The following is an 18,870-nucleotide window of genomic DNA, read 5'->3' on the forward strand; positions in this document are numbered from 1 at the left end:
CCATGCGACCACTATTTGAGGAAGCGCGCGAATGAACGAACAGAACGAACAGAACGAGTACTGCAGCGTGGAACGCATGAAGTCCTACGTGCGGACAAGCTTGCAGGGGGTAGCCGAAGAGCTGGCTCGCCAACTTCACGAACGAGACGACCGGATCGACCTCCTCTACAAGCGCACGCAGGCACAAGACCAACTGATGACCCGTTTGGCCAAGGTGGGGCGCGTGCTGGAAGTACAGGCACGCCAACTGTCGGCTTTGGAAATCGCCCAAGCGGGGGACCACAAGGCTCTGATCCACGCCCACGCCTTGGCCGATAGCCTTGCGCGTAACGCCCAGATGAAGCGGAAGCCCGCCCCAGCATGGACGGCGCCGAACTCTGAAGGGAGGACGACCACGTGACCGTACATGCCCATGAAGCCCGGCCCCTTATGACTCGTGACAGTTCGGGAAAACTCGTTATCGACGCGCTGGTGTTTCACAGTCTGCCGCCGGACCTTCAAAGTCGGGTCCTCCGCGAAATGGCTGACGACAAAGGTCCCGAACCGGCCAGCGTGCCGTCAGCCCCGCCGCCGCCCCCTCCGAGCCGCCACATTGCGGGCGACGGCTGGAGCGCAATCTCCAGAATGCTTTATGACGTCGCCGATGCCGAGCAGAAGCTATCTGCAAGTGAGCACGACATCGCCAACCGGCGCAGTGCCGCCGCCATCCTAATCTTGGAAACAGCGCGCGCAATGGCAGAGCGCACGCCCTGCGACGCCGCAGGCGAATGCCCAATCGAACCCATATCAGGAGCAACCATTCAATGAAAACTAAGACCGCCCCTCCCCGGATCCCCGACAGCCTGATCGTCATGCAGAAGGCAGTATCCCAGTGGGCCGAACTGGATATGCATTTCAGCCCCGAGGCCTCCCAAGCGTTGAAGAAGCGCTTCATCGCAGCATGGTGTGAGTACTACTCGCATCCCTTGGCACCTAGCGAAGTCACCCCACCCAACTAAAGGCGCACGGCCGCCCCAACCCCGGGGGGGGGATGGTCGAAATATCGGGAGTCGGACTGCAGCCGGCGCCCAATCCGCCTCTTCAAAGAATGGCAACAATCCAGAAAACATCATGAAAACGAAGGTCCGCGAGAAACAAAACTGCTCTGAATCTATCCCTTCCGGCTTGTCAGACGAAGAACTCCGCGCATGGACGAATGAGTTCTCAAGGGCTCCGGTCGGTCATCTTTTGCCGCAAGACGAACCCGCCATGATCGATCACGTACGAACCGTGGTGGAAGAGCGTGATGCGTATGAGCGAATGATCTCGGACAGGAAATCACGCGACGCCGCCACGCACTGGCGGGCGTGCAAAGCACTGCTGCTCGCCTCACGACGCTCGCTACGACTCACCCCCCATCAAAGGCTCTTGCCTCGCCGCGCCGGCATTCTTGCGGCGGGCGTGCAGAGAAATGACCAGGGGGTTCTTGAGGTGAATGCGGGCAGAGACTGGAGGTCCCTCTTCCCTCCCCGCGGCCGGTGATATGCTGATGACGGGGCTTATAGGGAAATTCTAATGGGCGCAACAGTGTTCGCCACATTCCGAAGAAATGCGATCGAGAAGTACGAGAATGCATGGTCGCGCGCGAAAGTACACCTCTATCGCTTTCGGCGCGCATCCTATATTCGCTGGTATCAACGAACAACACCGCTTCGCGCGCTTGCACTTCGGCTGCATGACTGGAAGTGGACGTCAGTCATTGTCCTTTACTCGCTTGGAGCCGTCGCAGGCATCGCGCTATCTACTCGCTTCCGCATCTTTGAGGAAGCTCGTGTCGCTTCGCTTGCCGAGCAATTAACCATATCTGTCGGCGGCGCACTAATTGGCGCGACTGCAATTGCCTTCTCACTTATGACATTCGCGCTTCAGGTCAATTTGGAGAGGATGCCACACGGCTTATTCCATAGAATCAGCAGCGACGCTCGCCTTCTGCTTACTTTCGTTGCAACTTTCATACTGGCTTGTTCAGTTGCGGGCGCATCAATACTGGTCGACAGCTTCGGGGCTATTCCATGCATCGTGTATGCGACTGCCTCAACGGGAATGGTCCTTATCCTACTTCTCTACTCGTATCGGCGAGCCTTGCACCTAGTTAGCCCATATGCGCAGATTTCGTATTTGGTGAAATCCGCGCGTGACGACATAAGACTATGGCTTGGGCGCTTCGAAATGCTTCGGAATCGGGATCCAGACTCTGATCCTGACACAGAGCTTTACTTTCTCTTCTCGACATATCCGCAATGGACTCAGGGCTCGACAAACGCACTCAACTACGCGATCGCGTTCTCTCGACAATTCTCGGAGCGTGGCGATCACGAAGTTTCTGCCGCCGCACTGGGTGCAGTCATCGCGATTAATCAAGAGTACGTGCGAGCTCGCGGCCGAACCTTTACTGACAATAACCCTTTTATGAATGTTCCGGAGAGCGCTGATGCATTCATAAATACAACGCTTGAACATTTGAGGCAAAGTCTTCAGGCATCGATGTCTCGGCGTGACGAGAAAGGATTGACCGATTGCTTCAAAGCGCTTTCTATCCTAACCACGCTCTATCTCTCCATTCCATATCGCTCCCAGTACGGCAGCAAGCATCATCCATCACTATCCACGGCGTACCTCGTTGGCGGAGTCGAGAACGTGGTTGGCCAATCAATGCCGGACGTTCTAATGGAGGGTCTCCGCCGCATGGGCCAGGTCGGCGTCGAGATGTTGAGAGTTGGGGCTTCAGAGCAATCCGTGAACGTGATCGAGAAGCTTGCGTCTTTCTCCGCCTCTGGAATCAAAGATAGGAAAGACAGACCCGCTTTGAATACGGGAGTTGAAGAGATCGCATCGATGTCGGTCGAACTTTTCCGCATGCAAGGTGGCAGTGACGCGAGCTACGCCATCAATACCGCGCGCGAGCAGGCATTTCTTCTCGCAAGCGCTACTGTCGTGGCGATGAACGAAACAGCGATGAGTCGGCAGCACGCATTCTCACTAGCAGCGTACTTTGGCACGACGACCTCGTCAGGTCTGGTCGGATTTCTTACACGAATGGCAAATGCATTCCTGAGCGAGGAAACAGACGAGAAATCCGCACGACGGGTCGCACGAAACGTTAATCGCTGGAGCGATGGACTGTACGCACCCTTCAAAGATCTCCTGCTAGTTTCCATCACAAAGAGATCCAGCCTAACGTTCGACTTGCTTCACTGGAATTCCGTCGTTGTGGAAGTGCTGATTGTGATCGCCAATTCTCCACACGGCGCTCAGGTTTCGGACAAGATGGAGAAGAGCGCCGACTGGCTCCTGATGACTCTTGACTGGATTCCCGACGACAAAGAGACCTGTCAGTTTGTCGAGAACTTTCGACTCGTAGAGGTATTGCTTGAGATTGGGGCGAAGACGCATCAAAGGGGCTCTTCCGTTTTGGCATTGAGCGCTTGTGAAATCCTACTAAGATGGGCATTCAAAGCAGGCCGACATCAGACTGGATGGGCAAGTCTTGAAACAGCGCTGACCGCAGCAACCGCACTGATGGTGGCGGGAGCAATCACTGAGGCTGCGCTCCTTCAGAAAATTCAGGACCATGCAGCGAAGTATCCAATCGATGACGCAACCCGATCACGTGCCGCTAGAGAAATTCTCGCTACCTCACGCTCGCTACATCAAGCCGACTTTTCAATGTCTGCAGTTCAAGCTGCATTCGCTGAACTGGACCGCGCAGCGTCACAGAATGCTTTGAGGAAGGTAGCCGCAGCCATCCATCCATAGCTTCTTCTAGCACCTTGAAATCTCCGATAGAAGATCCGTCAGACGTAGTGAGGTGGAGAACTAGCAATGCCAAGAATCAACATCGACGGTCTTGATGAGGAGTTGAGTTCGGCATTGCCGGAGAACCTGAGTTCCGTTTTCATTCCGCTCTACAAAGATGTCTTCTGGATCAGCATGAAGTGGACAGAGTACAAAACACTCTTCGGCACTGAAGACAACTTCAATCTTCTGTTCCGCACATCGCCCCACCTTTTCCAGATCGTGCAAGACACGATGTGGGATGACCTGATCCTTCACATTTCCCGACTATCAGGGCCTGCGAAATCGGCTGGGCGTAAAAATCTATCGATCGAAATGCTCCCAGCACTGATTGACGACCCAGCGTTTCGAAAGGATATAGATGACCTTGTCCTTGAATGCAAACATCAGTGCGCGTTTGTGAAGGATCATCGCAACAAACGACTTGCGCATTACGATTTGGCGACCGCTGTTTTCCAGCGCGAGGAAGAACTAACCGGCATCACTAGGCTGCAAGTTCAGGCCGCGATCGAGAACCTGCAGTCCTTGGTAAAGATCATTTACGAACGTTTCTGCAAGAAGTACCTGGACATGGATCTAAGCTTTATGCGCGGGAACTCACAATCACTACTTTTCTCCCTTTCCGTTGCGGAGAAGACCATCGCGCGCTGGAAGAGCGACCCACACAGCTTTCAGCCAGAAGACGTCTTCACAAGTCGATAGCGCCGCCTTCAGCAGCGTCAATTCTTGCGCTATCAGTACACGGTCTCGTCTTCGTTATCAGCAATGAATTTCTCCACCAGATTCATCGATTCGATGCTTTGAGCGAGAAGTGCAAAGTTGGCATCGTGTGGATGATTGGAAAACTCACTCATTTCTGAATCTTCGTCCAAGTCATCAACAAACTGCTTCAGCTCCTTCGCGCACTGCTCATCTATACAGCAGTCTCTGCCGTGACTTGAACTGTAGAGGGCCGATAGGCTTGCAATCCGTCTCGCCATAAATTTCATATTGCCAATTGAAATTTTGTCGGGCGTGAACTGACCTTTGGATGCGGAGTCCAGTTGATCAGCGAGATACGCGTAATGCTGCCTGAACTCCAAAAGCTCCTCCATAACCTTTGGTCTGGCTGCAATTTTCTCTATTTTTCCGCTAGCGCTTCTGACTTCGTTCGCTTCTGGAATTCGAACTACAAAGGAATTCTGATTGAGATCTCGCCAGTATGGATTTTCTGCATCCAGAATTTCTTGAATGTAGCGCTGCACCCAAATGAAGTATGACTTCGCTTCTGCATCAGACACATCTACACGGAAGAGAAAGAATGGTGTGCTGAAGCGCTCCGCGTACAGCAACGCATTCTTCGGCATTTGGTAGTGGATCGTTCCGTCCGCACTGACTGCTAGCGAACTAGAGGTGCCTTTTACTTGGATGTGAAAAGTAGAACCGGACGAGTGGTAGTACTCGTGACCATCGCTATCGATTCCCGCGACAGCAAAGATCTCGACCATCAGATCGATGCCGTAGTCGCGCTCAGTAAGATCTCGGATCACCCAGTGGTCGGGCAGCATCTCAAGGACCCGCCGAACTGAGCGCGAATCTACGATATGCGTGAGCGTCCTTTTGGTCCCCACGGTGAACCTCCTTTTCGGCCGTTTGCTGGAAAGCGTACAGGCATCTGCCTCCCCCTATTCGCGGGCGGCGCCCCGCAGCATGGCCTCCAATCAGGCTGGATGCCCGCGACCGCCCCCCATTTCCCGCCCGCAGTCCAGCGCCACCAAGAATTCCACCCGACCTGTAGGCGCTTCGATCTGCCGCCCGCCGCGCGTATCCCAAAGCGTAGACCGATTTCCACCCAGAAACGCGAAAGCCCGCATTTCTACGGGCTTTCGGGCTATATCTGGCGGAGAGGGAGGGATTCGAACCCTCGATACGCTATTAACGTATGCCTGATTTCGAGTCAGGTACATTCAACCACTCTGCCACCTCTCCGGTGGCCCCGGGGCTTGCCGGGGGCGTGAATGATACGTGGCGGACCGCATCCGGACAAGCCGGAAGGCACAATCCGCGTGGCCGCATCACTCCGTCTGCACGTGAATGAACCCCGGTTGCCGTCCGGAACCACGCCAACCTTGCCCGATGTCCTGTCCGACCGGATCATTGCGTATGACCGGATAGGCGAAATCCGTCCGAACAGACAGGGCACCATGATCGAATTCGGCCACATCTCCCACGTCGGGCTCCGGCGCGAGCTCAACGAGGACACCTACTACGGCGACAGCGAGCTCGGGCTCTGGCTGGTGGCCGATGGCATGGGCGGCCACGCCTGCGGCGAGGTGGCCAGCGCGCTGGCGCGGGAGACCATCGTGCGCGAGATCCGCGACGGCACGCCACTGGCGCAGGCCATCCGGATCGCCGACGAGGAGATCATCCGCACGTCGCGCCGACGCAACGACACCCTGCCGATGGGCACCACCGTGGTGGCCGCCCGCATCCAGGGCAACCGGTTCGAAGTGGCCTGGGTCGGCGACAGCCGCGCCTACCTGTGGCGCGAAGGCCAACTGGCGCAACTGAGCCAGGACCACAGTTACGTGCAGGAACTGATCGCACAGGGCGCACTCACCAGTGAACAGGCCCGCACCCACCCGCACCGCAACGTCGTCACCCAGGCCCTGGGCGTCACGGACCCCAACCATCTCAACGTGGAAACCATGACCGGTGAACTCCGGCCCGGCATGCAGCTCCTGCTATGCAGCGATGGCCTGACCGAAGAGGTGGACGACGGCAGCATCGCCGCCACGCTGAAATATGACGACTGCAGCGCCCAGGAGTGCGTGGATACCCTGATCGCCGCTGCGCTGGATGGCGGCGGCTCGGACAACGTCACCGCCGTCCTGGTGCGCTGCCACTGACGCATCAGGGGCCGCTCAAACGGCCTCGAACGCGGGCGCGTCCCACAGGCACCGCCCACCCGCCTTCTTCCGCAGGGTCGCCAGGCGCGCCTCGTGTGCGGCCAGTTCGTCCACGGTGGGCGAGACGCGCGGGCGGGCGCCGGTATTGGCGGAATCGAACCGATGCACCACGGTCGCGGCTGACCCGGGCGCCGTGTCTTCCGCTCCTCCGAACCCGATTTCCCGCTGGCCGGCGGTGAGGTTCAGGTACACGTCGCACAACAGCTGGGCGTCCAGCAGGGCGCCGTGCAATTGCCGGTGGGTGTTGTCCACGCCCAGCCGCTTGCACAGCGCGTCCAGCGAGTTGCGCTGGCCGGGATAGCGTTGTCGCGCCAGCAGCAGCGAATCTTCGACGGTGACCCGGTCCGCCAGGCGGCCGTAGTGCTCACCCAGCCGCGATAGCTCATAGTCCAGGAAGCCCACGTCGAACGCGGCGTTGTGGATCACCAACTCCGCGCCGTCGATGAAGGCCAGGAATTCATCCGCGATGGCGGCGAAGAGTGGCTTGTCGGACAGGAATTCCAGGCTGAGCCCGGTGACTTCCGCCGCTCCCTGCTCGAATTCGCGCTGCGGGTTGATGTACTGATGGTACGTGCGCCCGGTGGGTCTGCGTTCAAGCAGTTCGACACAGCCGATTTCGACCACCCGGTTGCCTTTCCTCCACTCCAGGCCGGTGGTTTCGGTATCGAGGATGATCTGGCGCATCAGGCGTTGGCTTCCGTAGGTACATTCAGGTGGAACAGATCGAGCGCATGCTCGACGTGCGGCAGGACGACCATCCTGTCGAATTCGAATCCCAGCTTCTGCAACAGGCCGATGGAGGCCGCATTGTCCGGATTGACGATGGCCTGCAGCCGGGTGATGCCGAGCCGGGTCCTCGCATCGGCGATCACCGCATGCGCGGCCTCGCATGCGTAGCCCCGGCCGCAATGGTCGGGCAGCAATGCATAACCCAGGTCCGGCCCATCGAGGCCCTCGCGCCGCACCAGCCCGCAGTTCCCGATCAACGCACCGGTGTCCTTCAGCTGGACGGCGTACATCCCGAACCCGTGTTCCGCATAGCTGCGCAGCGCGCCATTGCGCAGGTAGTCGCGCGCCTGCTCCAGGCTGCGGACGCCGCGGTCCGCGATGTTGCGGATGAAGGCGGCATCGTTGAGCAGCACCAGCATCAGGGCCGCGTCGGCGTGCGCGTCATCGGACATCGCGTACAGTCGCAATCGGGCGGTCTGGGCGACAACCTGTCCCGGCAGGAGCGGCACGGTCACGCCACGGCACCGCTGCGAAAGCGCACCGCCGCGTTGCGCGCGAGCACGTCCACGCGCTCGTTGTCGGGGTCGCCGTTATGGCCCTTGACCCACTTCCAGTCGATCTTGTGGCGAGCCGTGGCCGCGTGCAGGCGCTCCCACAGATCGCGATTCTTCACCGGATCGCCGCCCGCGGTCTTCCAGCCGCGCCGCACCCAGCCGGGCATCCATTCGGTGATGCCCTGGCGAACGTATTGCGAATCGATATGCAGCGTGACCTCGCAGCCTTCCGTCAGCACTTCCAGCGCAGCGATGGCGGCCATCAGCTCCATCCGGTTGTTGGTGGTCTGCGCCTCGCCGCCGACCACTTCCCGCTCCTTTTCGCCGTAGCGCAGGAGCGCTGCCCAGCCGCCGGGGCCCGGGTTGCCCAGGCAGGAACCATCGGTATGGATGCTGACGTGCTTCATGTGTCCTCTTGGTCGGGTATCAGGCTGCGGGCGCGGTGCGCCACGCGCGCGCCACGGGCGCGGGGGGAATCAGGCCGGCCACGCGCTTCTCCGCTTCCAGCAGGCGGGCGGCGCGCAACGGTGCAGGGCCGTTGCCGGGAGCGTCCGGCATGCCGCGCCAGACCGGGCCGTAGTGCAGGACATGCTGCGACATCGTCAGCCCCGCCGCCGCCAACTGGAGGCGCCACTGGTCCAGCGCACGCGACTTCAACCCGGTGCCGCGCCAGCGCAGGCGATAAGGGCTCCACGGATTGAGGACGAACAGCCACAGGCGTCCTCCGGGCTCCAGCACCCGGGCGCACTCCTGCAGCAGCGGCTGCGGATCGCCGGCGTCCAGGGCGTGCTGCAGCACGATCACGCCCACGGCCTCGGTGGGCAGCGGCAAGGGCAACCCGCAGTGGACAGGCCCTGACAGACGATGCGAGCCCGCGGTTGCCCTCAGGCGCAGCCCGCGCGTCGCGGGAGCGGTGGCGGAGGGATCCGTGCCCTCCGGCAAGACCCAAAGCCAGGGCTGTGGGGTGCGACTGGTGAGCGCCTGGCTTACCCGGGCATGCTCCGACGCAAGTATCGGCCCGCCTCGGCCCGTCCCGAACCACGCCAGGGCATCGGGTTGACGGGTAAATGCGAAGGCAGGCATGTTCGGATTGTAGAGGACGCCGCGCCCGGCCGTCCGTTCTTGCCCGGAGCCCGTCCCCCGATGCGCCTGCTCGCCCTGCCCGCCTTCGAAGACAACTACATCTGGGCACTGGTGGACGACGACGGTGACGCGCTCGTGGTGGACCCCGGCGACGCGGCGCCTGTCCTTGCGGCCACCGGCAACGGCTTGTGGCCTGCCGCGGTCCTGATTACCCACCATCACCCCGACCATGCCGGCGGCATCGCCGCCCTGCGGGACCGCTGGCCGACGCTGCCGGTGTTCGCGCCTGAAGACGAACGCATTCCCGATGCCACGGAGCGCGTGGGCGACGGCAGCGTCGTCCAGGTGAAGCGCTGGCGACTGTCGGTGCTGTCGGTCCCCGGACATACCCGCAGCCATATCGCGTTCCACGGGGGAGGCAGCGAGGGTCCGCCCCACCTGTTCTGCGGGGATACGCTGTTCAGCCTGGGCTGCGGTCGACTGTTCGAAGGTACGCCGCCGCAGATGCTCGCTTCGCTGGAACGCCTGGCCGCCTTGCCGGACTCGTCGCTGGTCTGCTGTGGCCATGAGTACACCCTGGCCAACGCCGCTTTCGCCGAAACCGTGGATCCGCATAACCCCGCCCTGCGCCTGCGCATCCAGGAAGCCCGCGCCATGCGCCGTGCCGGCCGCCCCACCCTGCCCACCTCGCTGGCGGCCGAGGTGGCCACCAATCCCTTCCTGCGCGTGGACGATGAAGCCGTGCGCGAAGCGGTCACGCATCGACTGGGAAGGCCGCCTGCCGACCGGGTGGAAACGTTCGCGACACTGAGGCAATGGAAGAACGATTTTCGCGCATGAGCAGACGCAACCGAATGCATCGGACGATCCTCGCCGCCGGCCTGGCCATCATCGCCCACCCCGTGATGGCTGCCGATCCTGCGCCCTCCATCGAAACGCAGGCGCAGCTGCCAGAAGCGCCAGCGGTCGATCCGCTTGCTCCCGCGAGCCTGTCCGCCACGCACCAGCGCAGCGGCCTGGACATCTACCAGCGCTTCCGTGACGGTCTCGCCGATCCGGAGTGCGACAGCCAGGCAACGAACGGTCGCTGGAAAAAGCACTTCAGCCATGCGCCAGGCCAGCTCGCCAGCGCACAGGAAGACCTGCTGCCGCTGTTCGGCTACGTGGTAGACGCCCTGCGCGATGCCCACCTGCCCACCGAGTTCGCGCTCATCCCGTTCGTCGAAAGTGGCTACAAGCCCGGTGCGCGCAACCCCAGCGGCCCGGCAGGGCTTTGGCAATTCATCGGCATCACGGCCCGCAACCACGGCGTCCCCATGCGCGAGGGCTACGACGGACGGCTATCGCCGGTGGACTCCACGCAGGCGGCCATCCGCTACCTCAAGACATTGCACGGCATGTTCGGCGGCGACTGGAGGCTGGCGGTGATGGCATACAACGCGGGGGAATACCGCGTGCTGCAATCCATGCGCCGCGCAGGCATGAACGCACGCAATGCAAGGCCGGCGGAATTGCCCGGGCTCTCCGGCATCACGTACGCCTACGTGGAGAAGTTGCACGCACTGGCCTGCGTCTTCCAGCAGGCCGACGACCGCGATGCCTGGCTGCGGCAGATGGATCGCCCCGTGCCCCGGTTGGCGGCACACACGCTGCCAGGGGACGCCACGCTGGAATCCTGGGCGCGCAGCCAGCAACAACCCGCCACGCTTCTCAAACGCCTCAATCCTGCGCTTGCAGGCCGCTTCAGTCGCGGAACGAAGCCCCTGCGATTGCTAGCGCCCGCCATCGCCGGCGACGACAGCGCAACCGGCACGAATGACACCCCTGCCGCCCCACCCGCCGTCGCCAGTGCGGACATGCCTGGCACCGAACCCGCCCCTTCACGCACGCACGTTGTGAAAAGCGGCGAGTCGGCCTGGACCATCGCGCGCCGGTACGGCATTTCCACCACGCACCTGCTGCGCGTGAATGGCCTGAAAGCGGGCGCCGTCCTTCGCCCCGGCATGGTGCTGAAGCTGGACGACGATCCGGCCTGATGCGCGGGCCGGGCTGAAAAAAATCCCGCCGTTCGGCGGGATTCTTCATGTCGCGAGAGGTGCCCGGCTCAGAGTCGGTCTTCGAACACTTCGACCTTGAAACGCTTGCGCAGTGCATCGACGTACGCCTGTGTCGCAACGCCGCCGTTCAACTGCGTCATCTGCTGCTGCATCGTCGCGCGCTCTTCGGCTGGCATGTCGGCAATCGCACCCTCCGTCACCTTGTTGACGGTGAAGATGGCGTAAGCGCCATCACCCAGCGCCACCTTGCCCGCCGTCGCCTTGCCTTCCGCCGGGCGCGCCGCCGCGAAGATCGCTTCGTTCGCCTCGGCCGTCGGCATCGGCATGCCACGACGCAGGCCGGGCAACTCGTTGTAGCGCAGGCCATCGGCCGCAGCGATGGTCGCGAGCGACTCACCCTTCTGCACGCGTGCGACCAGCGCGTCCGCAGCCGCCTGGGCGGCCTTCTCGCGGCGGTCGGCACGGATGGCGAGCACGACGGCGTCGCGCGCCTTGTCCATCGGCAACGCCTGTTCCGGCGTGTGCTGGGCGACCCGGATGACCACGCTGTGGTTGGGCGCGATTTCGATCGGATCGCTGATGGTGCCGTCCTGGACCAGCGTGTCCGAGAAGGCGGCACGCAACACGGCCGGTACGGTCGCAATGCCCTGGGGATCGGTGCGGGAGAACGGGCCGACCTTCTGCAGCGGCAGCCCTGTCGCCTGCGCGGCCGGGGCGAGCGCGGTCGGATTCTTCAGGGTTTCATTGACCACGCGGCCCGCCAGGTCGTTGAACGCGCGATCACGCTCGCTGCTGGCTTCTTCCGCCGCCAGTTCCTCGCGCACCTCCTCGAAGCTGCGGCCGGTACCGCCGGTGACCTGCTTCAACTGCAGCACGTGGTAACCGAAGTCGCTCTTCACCGGTCCACGGATCTCACCGGCCTGCATGGCGAACGCGGCGTCCTCGAAGGGTTTCACCATCGAACCGTCCTTCGCGAACGGCGGCAGCTCGCCCCCCATGTCCTTCGAACCCGGGTCTTCCGAATTGGCGCGCGCCAGTGCCGCGAAGTCGGCGCCCTCACGCGCCTGCTTGGCCAGCGCAGCGGCTTTTTCTTCCGCCTTCTTCTGCGTGGCGGCATCGGCGTTCGCGTCAGCCGCGATCAGGATGTGGGCGACCACACGCTGTTCGGGAGAGACGAAACGCGACTTCTCGGCGTCGTAGCGCTTGCGCAACGCAGCCTCGTCGGCGGTGGCGGTGACCGGCAGCGCGGCACCATTGATTTCCAGATACTCCAGCGAGACCTGCTCCGGCTGCTTGAAGTCGTCCTTGTGTCCGTCGTACCAGGCCTTGATATCCGCATCGCTGACGGGCGTGGCGTCCTCCGCGGCCGGCGGCAACAGGGCAATGCCGATGTCGCGCGTTTCGCCCAGCAGCTTCCACATGCGCTCCTGCTCGCCCTCGGTGACGAAGTCGGAATCGCTGATCGCCTGGGGCACCAGCATCATGCGCAGCCGTTCGCGCTGGTCTTCCTGGAACTTCAGCGGGGAGATCGCAGGTACCTGCGACGACAGCAGCATCTGGTACTGCTCCTGGCTGAACTTGCCGTCGATCTGGAACGCGGGCTCGCTCAGGATCATCTTCTGCACGGCTGCATCGCCCACGACGATACCGGCGCGCTTGGACGCCAGCGCCAGCACCTTCTGGTCGATCAGTTGCTCAAGCACCTTGCGCTTGTTGTCGACACTCTCGAACTCGCGCGGATCGAACGCTTCACCCTGCGCCTGTCGCTGCTGCTGGCGCGCCTGCTCGAATGCGGCGCGGAATTCATCCTGGGTGACTTCCTCGCGCTGCCACAGCATCGAAGCCGGCCACCATTGGGGTGCCGAATCCCACCATGTCGGCGGCGCTTCGACCAGGGCAACGTCGCTGGCGGTGCCACCGGTCATGTACTCGTTCACGCCGACGAAGGCGAACGGAATGATCAGCAGACCCAGGATCAGGCTGGCGACCCAGCCGGAGGTTTTGTCGCGGAGTTTCTGCAGCATGTGTGCACGGGGCTCGGATTCTTTCAGCCGCGAAGTTTAGCGTGCCGGGACAACGGCGTCTCGCCACCTGGCGGATCCCGCCGCCGGGGAGCATCTTCCCGGCCACAATGCGGCGTGACGCGTACAGAAAGCAGAAAGCCCGCTTTCGCGGGCTTTCCGGGTGTAATGGCGGAGTGGACGGGACTCGAACCCGCGACCTCCGGCGTGACAGGCCAGCATTCTAACCGACTGAACTACCACTCCGCGCTGAGACAAACATTGTAAGACGATTTGCGCGGTTTCCGCTAGACCGTCCTGCAAATTTTTTAACCTTGCATCGCCCCGAGGTGGTGGGTGCTGAGGGTTTCGAACCCCCGACCCTCTCCGTGTAAGGGAGACGCTCTACCGCTGAGCTAAGCACCCCAGGTGCATCACGCACCCTGCCATCGGCAGCGAGTCGACTAGTTTACGGCATCCTTCAGGGCTTTGCCAGCCTTGAAGGCCGGGTTCTTGGAAGCCTTGATCTTGATGGTATCGCCGGTCTTCGGGTTGCGGCCCGTGCGCGCTGCGCGCTTGCGGACCTGGAAGGTGCCGAAGCCGACCAGCGTCACGGTGTCGCCCTTCTTGAGGGCCTTGGTGATGCTGGAGATGACGGCGTCGACGGCACGGCCAGCTTCGGCCTTGGACACTTCGGCTTCGTCGGCGACGGCATCGATCAATTCGGTTTTGTTCATTGAGTAACTCCCTTTGCGGCACAACCGCGGAATGAGTAACCGGGACCTCGGGGCTCGCTCGCCTCACGGGAACCGGTCGTTATATCCACGCACAGTGAGGCATCGCCCCATGTGCGCGGGTGACGCCGTTATACCAGTGCAAAAAATGCCACGCAAGCCGAAAACCCAGCAATGACGCGGGTTTCGGGGCGATTCCAGCCGCCATCCGTCACATCGTTCAATGCTTCACGCCCGGTTGTTGCGATCCCTTGTCGCTTTCCTTCTCCGCCGTCGGCACCGTGCGCTCGCCTCCGCCATCGGCGGGTACCGGGGCCAGCGGACGTTCCAGCGCCAGGTCCAGCACTTCGTCGATCCACTTCACCGGCACGATCTTCATGCCCTCGGTGACGTTGGCGGGGATATCCGCGAGGTCCTTCTTGTTCTCGTCAGGAATGATCACGGTAGTGATGCCGCCACGCAGCGCTGCGAGCAACTTTTCCTTCAGCCCACCGATCGCGGTGACCCGTCCCCGCAGCGTGATCTCGCCGGTCATGGCGACGTTGGCGCGAACCGGATTCTTCGTCAGCGCGGACACCAGCGCGGTCGCCATCGCGATGCCGGCGCTGGGTCCGTCCTTCGGCGTGGCGCCATCCGGCACGTGCAGGTGCACGTCGTGCTTCTGCAGGAATTCCGCATCCACACCCAGGCTGGCCGCACGACTGCGCACCACCGACAAGGCGGCGGAGCCCGACTCCTTCATCACGTCGCCCAGCTGTCCGGTCAGCATCATGCCGCCCTTGCCGGGTACCAGCGCCACCTCGATCTGCAGCAGATCGCCACCGACTTCGGTCCATGCCAGACCGGTCACCAGACCGACCTCGTTCTGCTCCTCCGCGCGCCCGAAGTCGTAGCGACGCACGCCGGAGTACTTCTCCAGATTCTTCGAGCCGACCTGCACGGTCGCCGCCTTCGCCGTCTTCTTCTTTGCCAGCGCCTTGGCGCCGCCCAGCGCGATCTCCTTCACCACCTTGCGGCAGATCTTGGCGACTTCGCGCTCCAGGTTGCGCACGCCCGACTCGCGGGTGTAGTAGCGGACCAGGTCGCGGATCGCGCTTTCGGCGATCTTCAGCTCGTCCGCCTTCAGGCCGTTGGCCTTCAACTGCTTCGGGACAAGGTAGCGCTGCGCGATGTTGACCTTCTCATCCTCGGTGTATCCCGGGATGCGGATCACTTCCATGCGGTCCAGCAAGGGACCCGGAATGTTCAACGAATTGGAGGTGGCGACGAACATCACCTCGGACAGATCCAGGTCCACTTCCAGATAGTGATCGTTGAATGCGTTGTTCTGCTCGGGATCGAGCACCTCCAGCAGGGCCGACGAGGGATCGCCGCGGAAGTCCATCGACATCTTGTCGATCTCGTCCAGCACGAACAGCGGATTCTTGCTGCCGGTCTTGTTGAGGTTCTGCACGATGCGGCCCGGCATCGAACCCACATAGGTGCGGCGATGCCCACGGATCTCGGCCTCGTCGCGCACGCCACCCAGCGACATGCGGACGAACTTGCGGTTCGTCGCCTTCGCGATGCTCTGCCCGAGCGAGGTCTTGCCCACGCCCGGCGGGCCCACGAGGCACAGGATCGGTCCGCGCAGCTTCTTCACCCGTGACTGCACCGCGAGGTACTCGAGGATGCGTTCCTTGACCTTCTCCAGACCGTAGTGGTCGGCGTCCAAGGTGTCCTGTGCGACCTTCAGGTCCTTGCGGACCTTGGTGCGCTTGTTCCACGGCACGCCCAGCACCCAGTCCAGGTAGTTGCGCACGACGGCGGCTTCCGCCGACATCGGCGACATCTGCTTGAGCTTGTTGAGCTCGTTGCGCGCCTTGGTCTCCACCGGCTTGGGCATGCCCGCCTCGGCGATCCGTCGCGCCAGGTCCTCCAGTTCGTTGGGCGCTTCGTCGAGCTCGCCCAGTTCCTTCTGGATGGCCTTCATCTGTTCGTTGAGGTAGTACTCGCGCTGGCTCTTCTCCATCTGCGACTTCACGCGGCCGCGGATGCGCTTCTCCAGTTGCTGCACGTCGATCTCGCCGTCGACGAAACCGACCAGCAGCTCGAGCCGTTCACCGACTTCGATCGTCTCCAGCAAACGCTGCTTGTCGCTGAGGCGGACGCCCAGGTGCGCGGCGATGGTATCGGCCAGCCGACTGGGTTCGTCGATGCCTGCCAGCGTCTGCAGCAGTTCGGGCGGCAGCTTGCGGTTGGTCTTCACGTACTGCTCGAACAGGCCCATCAGCGAACGCGCAACGGCCTCGATCTCGCGCGGCTCGCGTCCGTCGGTGGAGTCGATCTCCTCGCCTTGCCCGTACAGCGCGCCATCGCGTTCGTCCACGTTGGAGACGCTGATGCGCGACGTGCCTTCGACCAGCACCTTGATCGTGCCGTCGGGCAGCTTCAGCAGTTGCAGCACCTGTGCCAGGGTGCCGACCGTGTACAGGTCGGCGGCAGCGGGATCGTCGGTTTCCGCGGACTTCTGCGCGAGCAGGATGATGCGTTTGTCGGCCTCCATCGCCTGTTCCAGCGCACGCATGGATTTGTCGCGCCCGACGAACAGCGGGATGACCATGTGCGGAAACACCACCACGTCGCGTAGCGGCAGGACCGGCAGGTCGAGGGTTTCAGTCTGGGGATGGCGGGGCATGGGGGCTCCAGCGAAGTGCGGAATGCGGGGGTGTCGAAACACCAATGGGGCCGTTATGGGGCCATCGGCATCGGGATGCAATAGCGGGCCTGAAACCGCAACAAAAGCAGTGGGTTGGAATCGGCGCGCGAAAAATGAACAGGCGCCACGAGGGCGCCTGTCGTCGACCGCATCACGGGGCCGATCACTCGGCGGCCGCGACCTTCGGTGCGGGCGGATTCTGATAGATCAGATACGGCTCGGACTTGTGCTCGATGACGGACTCGTCCACGACCACCTTGCTGACGTTTTCCAGCGAAGGCAGTTCGTACATCGTATCCAGCAGCACCGATTCGACGATGGTCCGCAAGCCACGGGCACCGGTCTTGCGCTTGAGCGCCTTGCGGGCGATGGCGGACAGGGCGTCTGCACGGAACTCCAGTTCCACGCCTTCCATCTCGAACAGCTTCTTGAACTGCTTGGTGATGGCGTTCTTCGGCTCGGTCAGGATCTTGACCAGCGCGGTCTCGTCCAGCTCCTCCAGCGTCGCGACCACCGGCAGGCGGCCCACGAATTCGGGAATCAGGCCGAACTTGATCAGGTCTTCCGGCTCGACCTCCGACAACACCTTGCCGATTTCCGACTTCTTCTCGGAACTCTTCACCTTGGCGCCGAACCCGATGCCGCCGGCCTCGGTGCTGCGCTGCTGGATGATCTTGTCCAGGCCGGCGAACGCGCCCCCGCAAATGAACAGGATGTTCTTGGTATCGACCTGCAGGAATTCCTGCTGCGGGTGCTTGCGGCCGCCCTGCGGCGGCACGCTGGCCACAGTGCCTTCGATCAGCTTCAGCAGCGCCTGCTGCACGCCTTCACCGGACACGTCTCGGGTGATCGACGGGTTCTCGCTCTTGCGTGAGATCTTGTCGATCTCGTCGATGTACACGATGCCCTGCTGAGCCTTGTCGACGTCGTAGTCGCACTTCTGCAGCAGCTTCTGGATGATGTTCTCCACATCCTCGCCCACGTAACCGGCCTCGGTCAGCGTGGTGGCGTCGGCGATGGTGAACGGCACGTTGAGCAGGCGCGCCAGCGTCTCGGCCAGCAGGGTCTTGCCCGAACCGGTCGGGCCGGCCAGCAGGATGTTCGACTTGGCCAGTTCGACCTCATCGTTCTTACTGCGGCTCTCGATGCGCTTGTAGTGGTTGTAGACCGCCACCGCCAGCGTGCGCTTGGCGCGGTTCTGGCCGATCACGTACTGATCCAGGACTTCGAGGATCTCGCGCGGCTTGGGCAGGTGGCTACGGGCCGACTGCGCCTTCTCCTCCAGCTCCTCGCGGATGATGTCGTTGCACAGCTCCACGCATTCATCGCAGATGAACACGCTGGGACCCGCGATCAGCTTGCGCACCTCGTGCTGGCTCTTGCCGCAGAACGAGCAGTACAGGATTTTGGTGCTGTCGCCGGAACGGCCCTGACGATCTTCGCTCATGCTGGTAATACTCGGTCGCTCAACCTGCCCTCGGGGGCTTGCGGTCGGAGAATAGCACACGGCCCCGGCGTGTCAGCCGGGTCCGTGAACAGGGGGATTCGTGCCGTAAAAGCGGGCAATCCGGGGTATCAGGCCGACTGGATGGAGTCGTCGGGGCGACGTTCCAGCACCTGGTCGACCAGTCCGTAGGCCTGGGCATCGGCCGCGCTCTTGAAGTTGTCGCGCTCCGTGTCGCGCTCGATCGTCTCCAGCGACTGCCCGGTGTGCTTGGCCAGGATTTCATTCAACCGGGCACGCAGGGTCAGGATCTCGCGGGCATGGATGTCGATGTCCGTGGCCTGACCCTGGAAGCCGCCCAGCGGCTGGTGGATCATCACGCGCGAGTTCGGCAGCGCATACCGCTTGCCTTTCGCGCCGGATGCCAGCAGCAGCGCACCCATGCTGGCCGCCTGGCCCACGCAGATGGTGCTGACGTCGGGCTTGATGTACTGCATGGTGTCGTAGATCGCCATGCCCGCCGTCACCACGCCGCCCGGCGAGTTGATGTACAGGCTGATGTCCTTCTCGGGATTTTCCGCTTCGAGGAAGAGCATCTGGGCCACGATGACGTTCGCCACGTGGTCGTCCACGCCGCCGACCAGGAAGATGACGCGTTCCTTCAGCAGGCGGGAATAGATGTCGTAGGCGCGCTCGCCGCGGCTGGTCTGTTCGACCACCATCGGCACCAGGTTGAGGGCTTGGGTTTGGATGCTCATTCGGTTCTCGCGCCTGTCGTTCGTGGAAAGG

19 protein-coding genes and 3 tRNA genes are annotated in these 18,870 nt (G+C 62.3%); 9 read left to right on the forward strand and 13 right to left on the reverse strand.

Annotated elements, in window-relative coordinates; translation table 11 throughout:
* Positions 1–31 precede the first annotated feature (31 nt).
* From AC3DET_RS02275 to AC3DET_RS02300, 6 genes are all read left to right on the forward strand, one after another.
* Positions 32–400 (forward strand): PhoU domain-containing protein, encoded by a 369-nt coding sequence (locus AC3DET_RS02275; RefSeq protein ID WP_488390599.1) that lies wholly within the window; start codon positions 32–34, stop codon positions 398–400.
* Entirely contained in the window at positions 397–807 is a 411-nt protein-coding gene (locus AC3DET_RS02280; RefSeq protein ID WP_488390600.1) for a hypothetical protein, read from the forward strand. Before AC3DET_RS02275 ends, AC3DET_RS02280 begins: the two co-directional genes overlap by 4 nt.
* Complete coding sequence (locus AC3DET_RS02285) at positions 804–998, forward strand: hypothetical protein (RefSeq protein WP_488390601.1); 195 nt, start codon at positions 804–806, stop codon at positions 996–998. Before AC3DET_RS02280 ends, AC3DET_RS02285 begins: the two co-directional genes overlap by 4 nt.
* 112 nt (positions 999–1,110) lie before the next feature.
* Entirely contained in the window at positions 1,111–1,521 is a 411-nt protein-coding gene (locus AC3DET_RS02290; protein WP_488390602.1) for a hypothetical protein, read from the forward strand.
* A gap of 33 nt (positions 1,522–1,554) precedes the next feature.
* Positions 1,555–3,795, forward strand: coding sequence for a hypothetical protein (locus AC3DET_RS02295; RefSeq protein ID WP_488390603.1), 2,241 nt, complete (start codon positions 1,555–1,557; stop codon positions 3,793–3,795).
* A 66-nt stretch (positions 3,796–3,861) separates the two neighbouring features.
* Positions 3,862–4,536, forward strand: coding sequence for an AbiU2 domain-containing protein (locus AC3DET_RS02300; protein WP_488390604.1), 675 nt, complete (start codon positions 3,862–3,864; stop codon positions 4,534–4,536).
* 32 nt (positions 4,537–4,568) lie between these two features.
* Here the strand turns inward: AC3DET_RS02300 and AC3DET_RS02305 are convergent, their stop codons facing one another.
* A complete protein-coding gene (locus AC3DET_RS02305; RefSeq protein ID WP_488390605.1) occupies positions 4,569–5,444 on the reverse strand; it encodes a DUF4365 domain-containing protein in 876 nt (291 codons plus the stop codon).
* 267 nt (positions 5,445–5,711) lie between these two features.
* Positions 5,712–5,802, reverse strand: a tRNA-Ser gene (locus tag AC3DET_RS02310).
* Between the two features lie 215 nt (positions 5,803–6,017).
* On the opposite strand from AC3DET_RS02310, the gene AC3DET_RS02315 reads away from it, so the two are divergent.
* Positions 6,018–6,722, forward strand: a complete 705-nt coding sequence (locus AC3DET_RS02315; RefSeq protein ID WP_192201270.1) for a PP2C family protein-serine/threonine phosphatase — start codon at positions 6,018–6,020, stop codon at positions 6,720–6,722.
* Between the two features lie 15 nt (positions 6,723–6,737).
* Here the strand turns inward: AC3DET_RS02315 and dnaQ are convergent, their stop codons facing one another.
* The 4 genes from dnaQ to AC3DET_RS02335 are packed head-to-tail and all read right to left on the reverse strand — an operon-like array spanning position 6,738 to position 8,896.
* The gene (gene dnaQ, locus AC3DET_RS02320) at positions 6,738–7,466 is read right to left on the reverse strand and encodes a DNA polymerase III subunit epsilon (RefSeq protein WP_488390606.1); all 729 of its coding nucleotides are present in this window, start codon (positions 7,464–7,466) and stop codon (positions 6,738–6,740) included.
* Positions 7,466–8,026: a GNAT family N-acetyltransferase gene (locus tag AC3DET_RS02325; RefSeq protein ID WP_488390607.1), complete on the reverse strand. Its 561-nt coding sequence runs from the start codon at positions 8,024–8,026 to the stop codon at positions 7,466–7,468. The genes dnaQ and AC3DET_RS02325 overlap by 1 nt, the downstream gene beginning before the upstream one ends.
* Positions 8,023–8,472, reverse strand: a complete 450-nt coding sequence (gene rnhA / locus AC3DET_RS02330) for a ribonuclease HI (RefSeq protein ID WP_142123987.1) — start codon at positions 8,470–8,472, stop codon at positions 8,023–8,025. The genes AC3DET_RS02325 and rnhA overlap by 4 nt, the downstream gene beginning before the upstream one ends.
* Positions 8,473–8,491: 19 nt before the next feature.
* Positions 8,492–8,896, reverse strand: a complete 405-nt coding sequence (locus AC3DET_RS02335; RefSeq protein ID WP_192200748.1) for a methyltransferase domain-containing protein — start codon at positions 8,894–8,896, stop codon at positions 8,492–8,494.
* 312 nt (positions 8,897–9,208) lie between these two features.
* Here AC3DET_RS02335 and gloB point away from each other — a divergent pair, with 312 nt between their 5' ends.
* Both gloB and AC3DET_RS02345 read left to right on the forward strand, forming a co-directional pair.
* Positions 9,209–9,988 carry a hydroxyacylglutathione hydrolase gene (gloB, locus tag AC3DET_RS02340; RefSeq protein ID WP_488390608.1) on the forward strand — a complete coding sequence of 260 codons (780 nt, stop codon included), beginning with the start codon at positions 9,209–9,211 and terminating at the stop codon, positions 9,986–9,988.
* 14 nt (positions 9,989–10,002) lie between these two features.
* A complete protein-coding gene (locus tag AC3DET_RS02345; protein WP_488391158.1) occupies positions 10,003–11,184 on the forward strand; it encodes a lytic transglycosylase domain-containing protein in 1,182 nt (393 codons plus the stop codon).
* A gap of 68 nt (positions 11,185–11,252) precedes the next feature.
* On the opposite strand, the gene AC3DET_RS02350 is transcribed toward AC3DET_RS02345, so the two are convergent.
* The 7 genes from AC3DET_RS02350 to clpP all read right to left on the reverse strand — a co-directional run bounded on the left by AC3DET_RS02350 (position 11,253) and on the right by clpP (position 18,839).
* The gene (locus AC3DET_RS02350; protein ID WP_488390609.1) at positions 11,253–13,229 is read right to left on the reverse strand and encodes a peptidyl-prolyl cis-trans isomerase; all 1,977 of its coding nucleotides are present in this window, start codon (positions 13,227–13,229) and stop codon (positions 11,253–11,255) included.
* A gap of 166 nt (positions 13,230–13,395) precedes the next feature.
* A tRNA-Asp gene (locus tag AC3DET_RS02355) sits at positions 13,396–13,472 on the reverse strand.
* Between the two features lie 84 nt (positions 13,473–13,556).
* Positions 13,557–13,631: transfer RNA gene (locus tag AC3DET_RS02360), tRNA-Val, on the reverse strand.
* A gap of 38 nt (positions 13,632–13,669) precedes the next feature.
* A complete protein-coding gene (locus tag AC3DET_RS02365; RefSeq protein WP_343227171.1) occupies positions 13,670–13,975 on the reverse strand; it encodes an HU family DNA-binding protein in 306 nt (101 codons plus the stop codon).
* Positions 13,976–14,159: 184 nt separating this feature from the next.
* The gene (lon, locus tag AC3DET_RS02370) at positions 14,160–16,616 is read right to left on the reverse strand and encodes an endopeptidase La (protein WP_446537385.1); all 2,457 of its coding nucleotides are present in this window, start codon (positions 16,614–16,616) and stop codon (positions 14,160–14,162) included.
* A 184-nt stretch (positions 16,617–16,800) separates the two neighbouring features.
* On the reverse strand, positions 16,801–18,084 hold the full coding sequence (gene clpX, locus AC3DET_RS02375) for an ATP-dependent Clp protease ATP-binding subunit ClpX (protein WP_142123981.1): 1,284 nt from the start codon (positions 18,082–18,084) through the stop codon (positions 16,801–16,803).
* Between the two features lie 128 nt (positions 18,085–18,212).
* Positions 18,213–18,839 (reverse strand): ATP-dependent Clp endopeptidase proteolytic subunit ClpP, encoded by a 627-nt coding sequence (gene clpP, locus AC3DET_RS02380; protein ID WP_142123980.1) that lies wholly within the window; start codon positions 18,837–18,839, stop codon positions 18,213–18,215.
* Positions 18,840–18,870: the final 31 nt, after the last annotated feature.

It is taken from the genome of Pseudoxanthomonas sp. 97-1-1 (assembly GCF_057773125.1).

Excerpts from the sequence above, each read along its gene's own strand:
- gloB (WP_488390608.1), top strand. The coding sequence starts at position 9,209 with ATGCGCCTGCTCGCCCTGCCCGCCTTCGAAGACAACTACATCTGGGCA.
- clpX (WP_142123981.1), bottom strand. The coding sequence starts at position 18,084 with ATGAGCGAAGATCGTCAGGGCCGTTCCGGCGACAGCACCAAAATCCTG.
- AC3DET_RS02345 (WP_488391158.1), top strand. The coding sequence starts at position 10,003 with ATGCATCGGACGATCCTCGCCGCCGGCCTGGCCATCATCGCCCACCCC.
- AC3DET_RS02300 (WP_488390604.1), top strand. The coding sequence starts at position 3,862 with ATGCCAAGAATCAACATCGACGGTCTTGATGAGGAGTTGAGTTCGGCA.
- AC3DET_RS02315 (WP_192201270.1), top strand. The coding sequence starts at position 6,018 with ATGATCGAATTCGGCCACATCTCCCACGTCGGGCTCCGGCGCGAGCTC.
- AC3DET_RS02295 (WP_488390603.1), top strand. The coding sequence starts at position 1,555 with ATGGGCGCAACAGTGTTCGCCACATTCCGAAGAAATGCGATCGAGAAG.
- dnaQ (WP_488390606.1), bottom strand. The coding sequence starts at position 7,466 with ATGCGCCAGATCATCCTCGATACCGAAACCACCGGCCTGGAGTGGAGG.
- AC3DET_RS02275 (WP_488390599.1), top strand. The coding sequence starts at position 32 with ATGAACGAACAGAACGAACAGAACGAGTACTGCAGCGTGGAACGCATG.
- AC3DET_RS02350 (WP_488390609.1), bottom strand. The coding sequence starts at position 13,229 with ATGCTGCAGAAACTCCGCGACAAAACCTCCGGCTGGGTCGCCAGCCTG.
- clpP (WP_142123980.1), bottom strand. The coding sequence starts at position 18,839 with ATGAGCATCCAAACCCAAGCCCTCAACCTGGTGCCGATGGTGGTCGAA.
- rnhA (WP_142123987.1), bottom strand. The coding sequence starts at position 8,472 with ATGAAGCACGTCAGCATCCATACCGATGGTTCCTGCCTGGGCAACCCG.
- lon (WP_446537385.1), bottom strand. The coding sequence starts at position 16,616 with ATGCCCCGCCATCCCCAGACTGAAACCCTCGACCTGCCGGTCCTGCCG.
- AC3DET_RS02285 (WP_488390601.1), top strand. The coding sequence starts at position 804 with ATGAAAACTAAGACCGCCCCTCCCCGGATCCCCGACAGCCTGATCGTC.
- AC3DET_RS02290 (WP_488390602.1), top strand. The coding sequence starts at position 1,111 with ATGAAAACGAAGGTCCGCGAGAAACAAAACTGCTCTGAATCTATCCCT.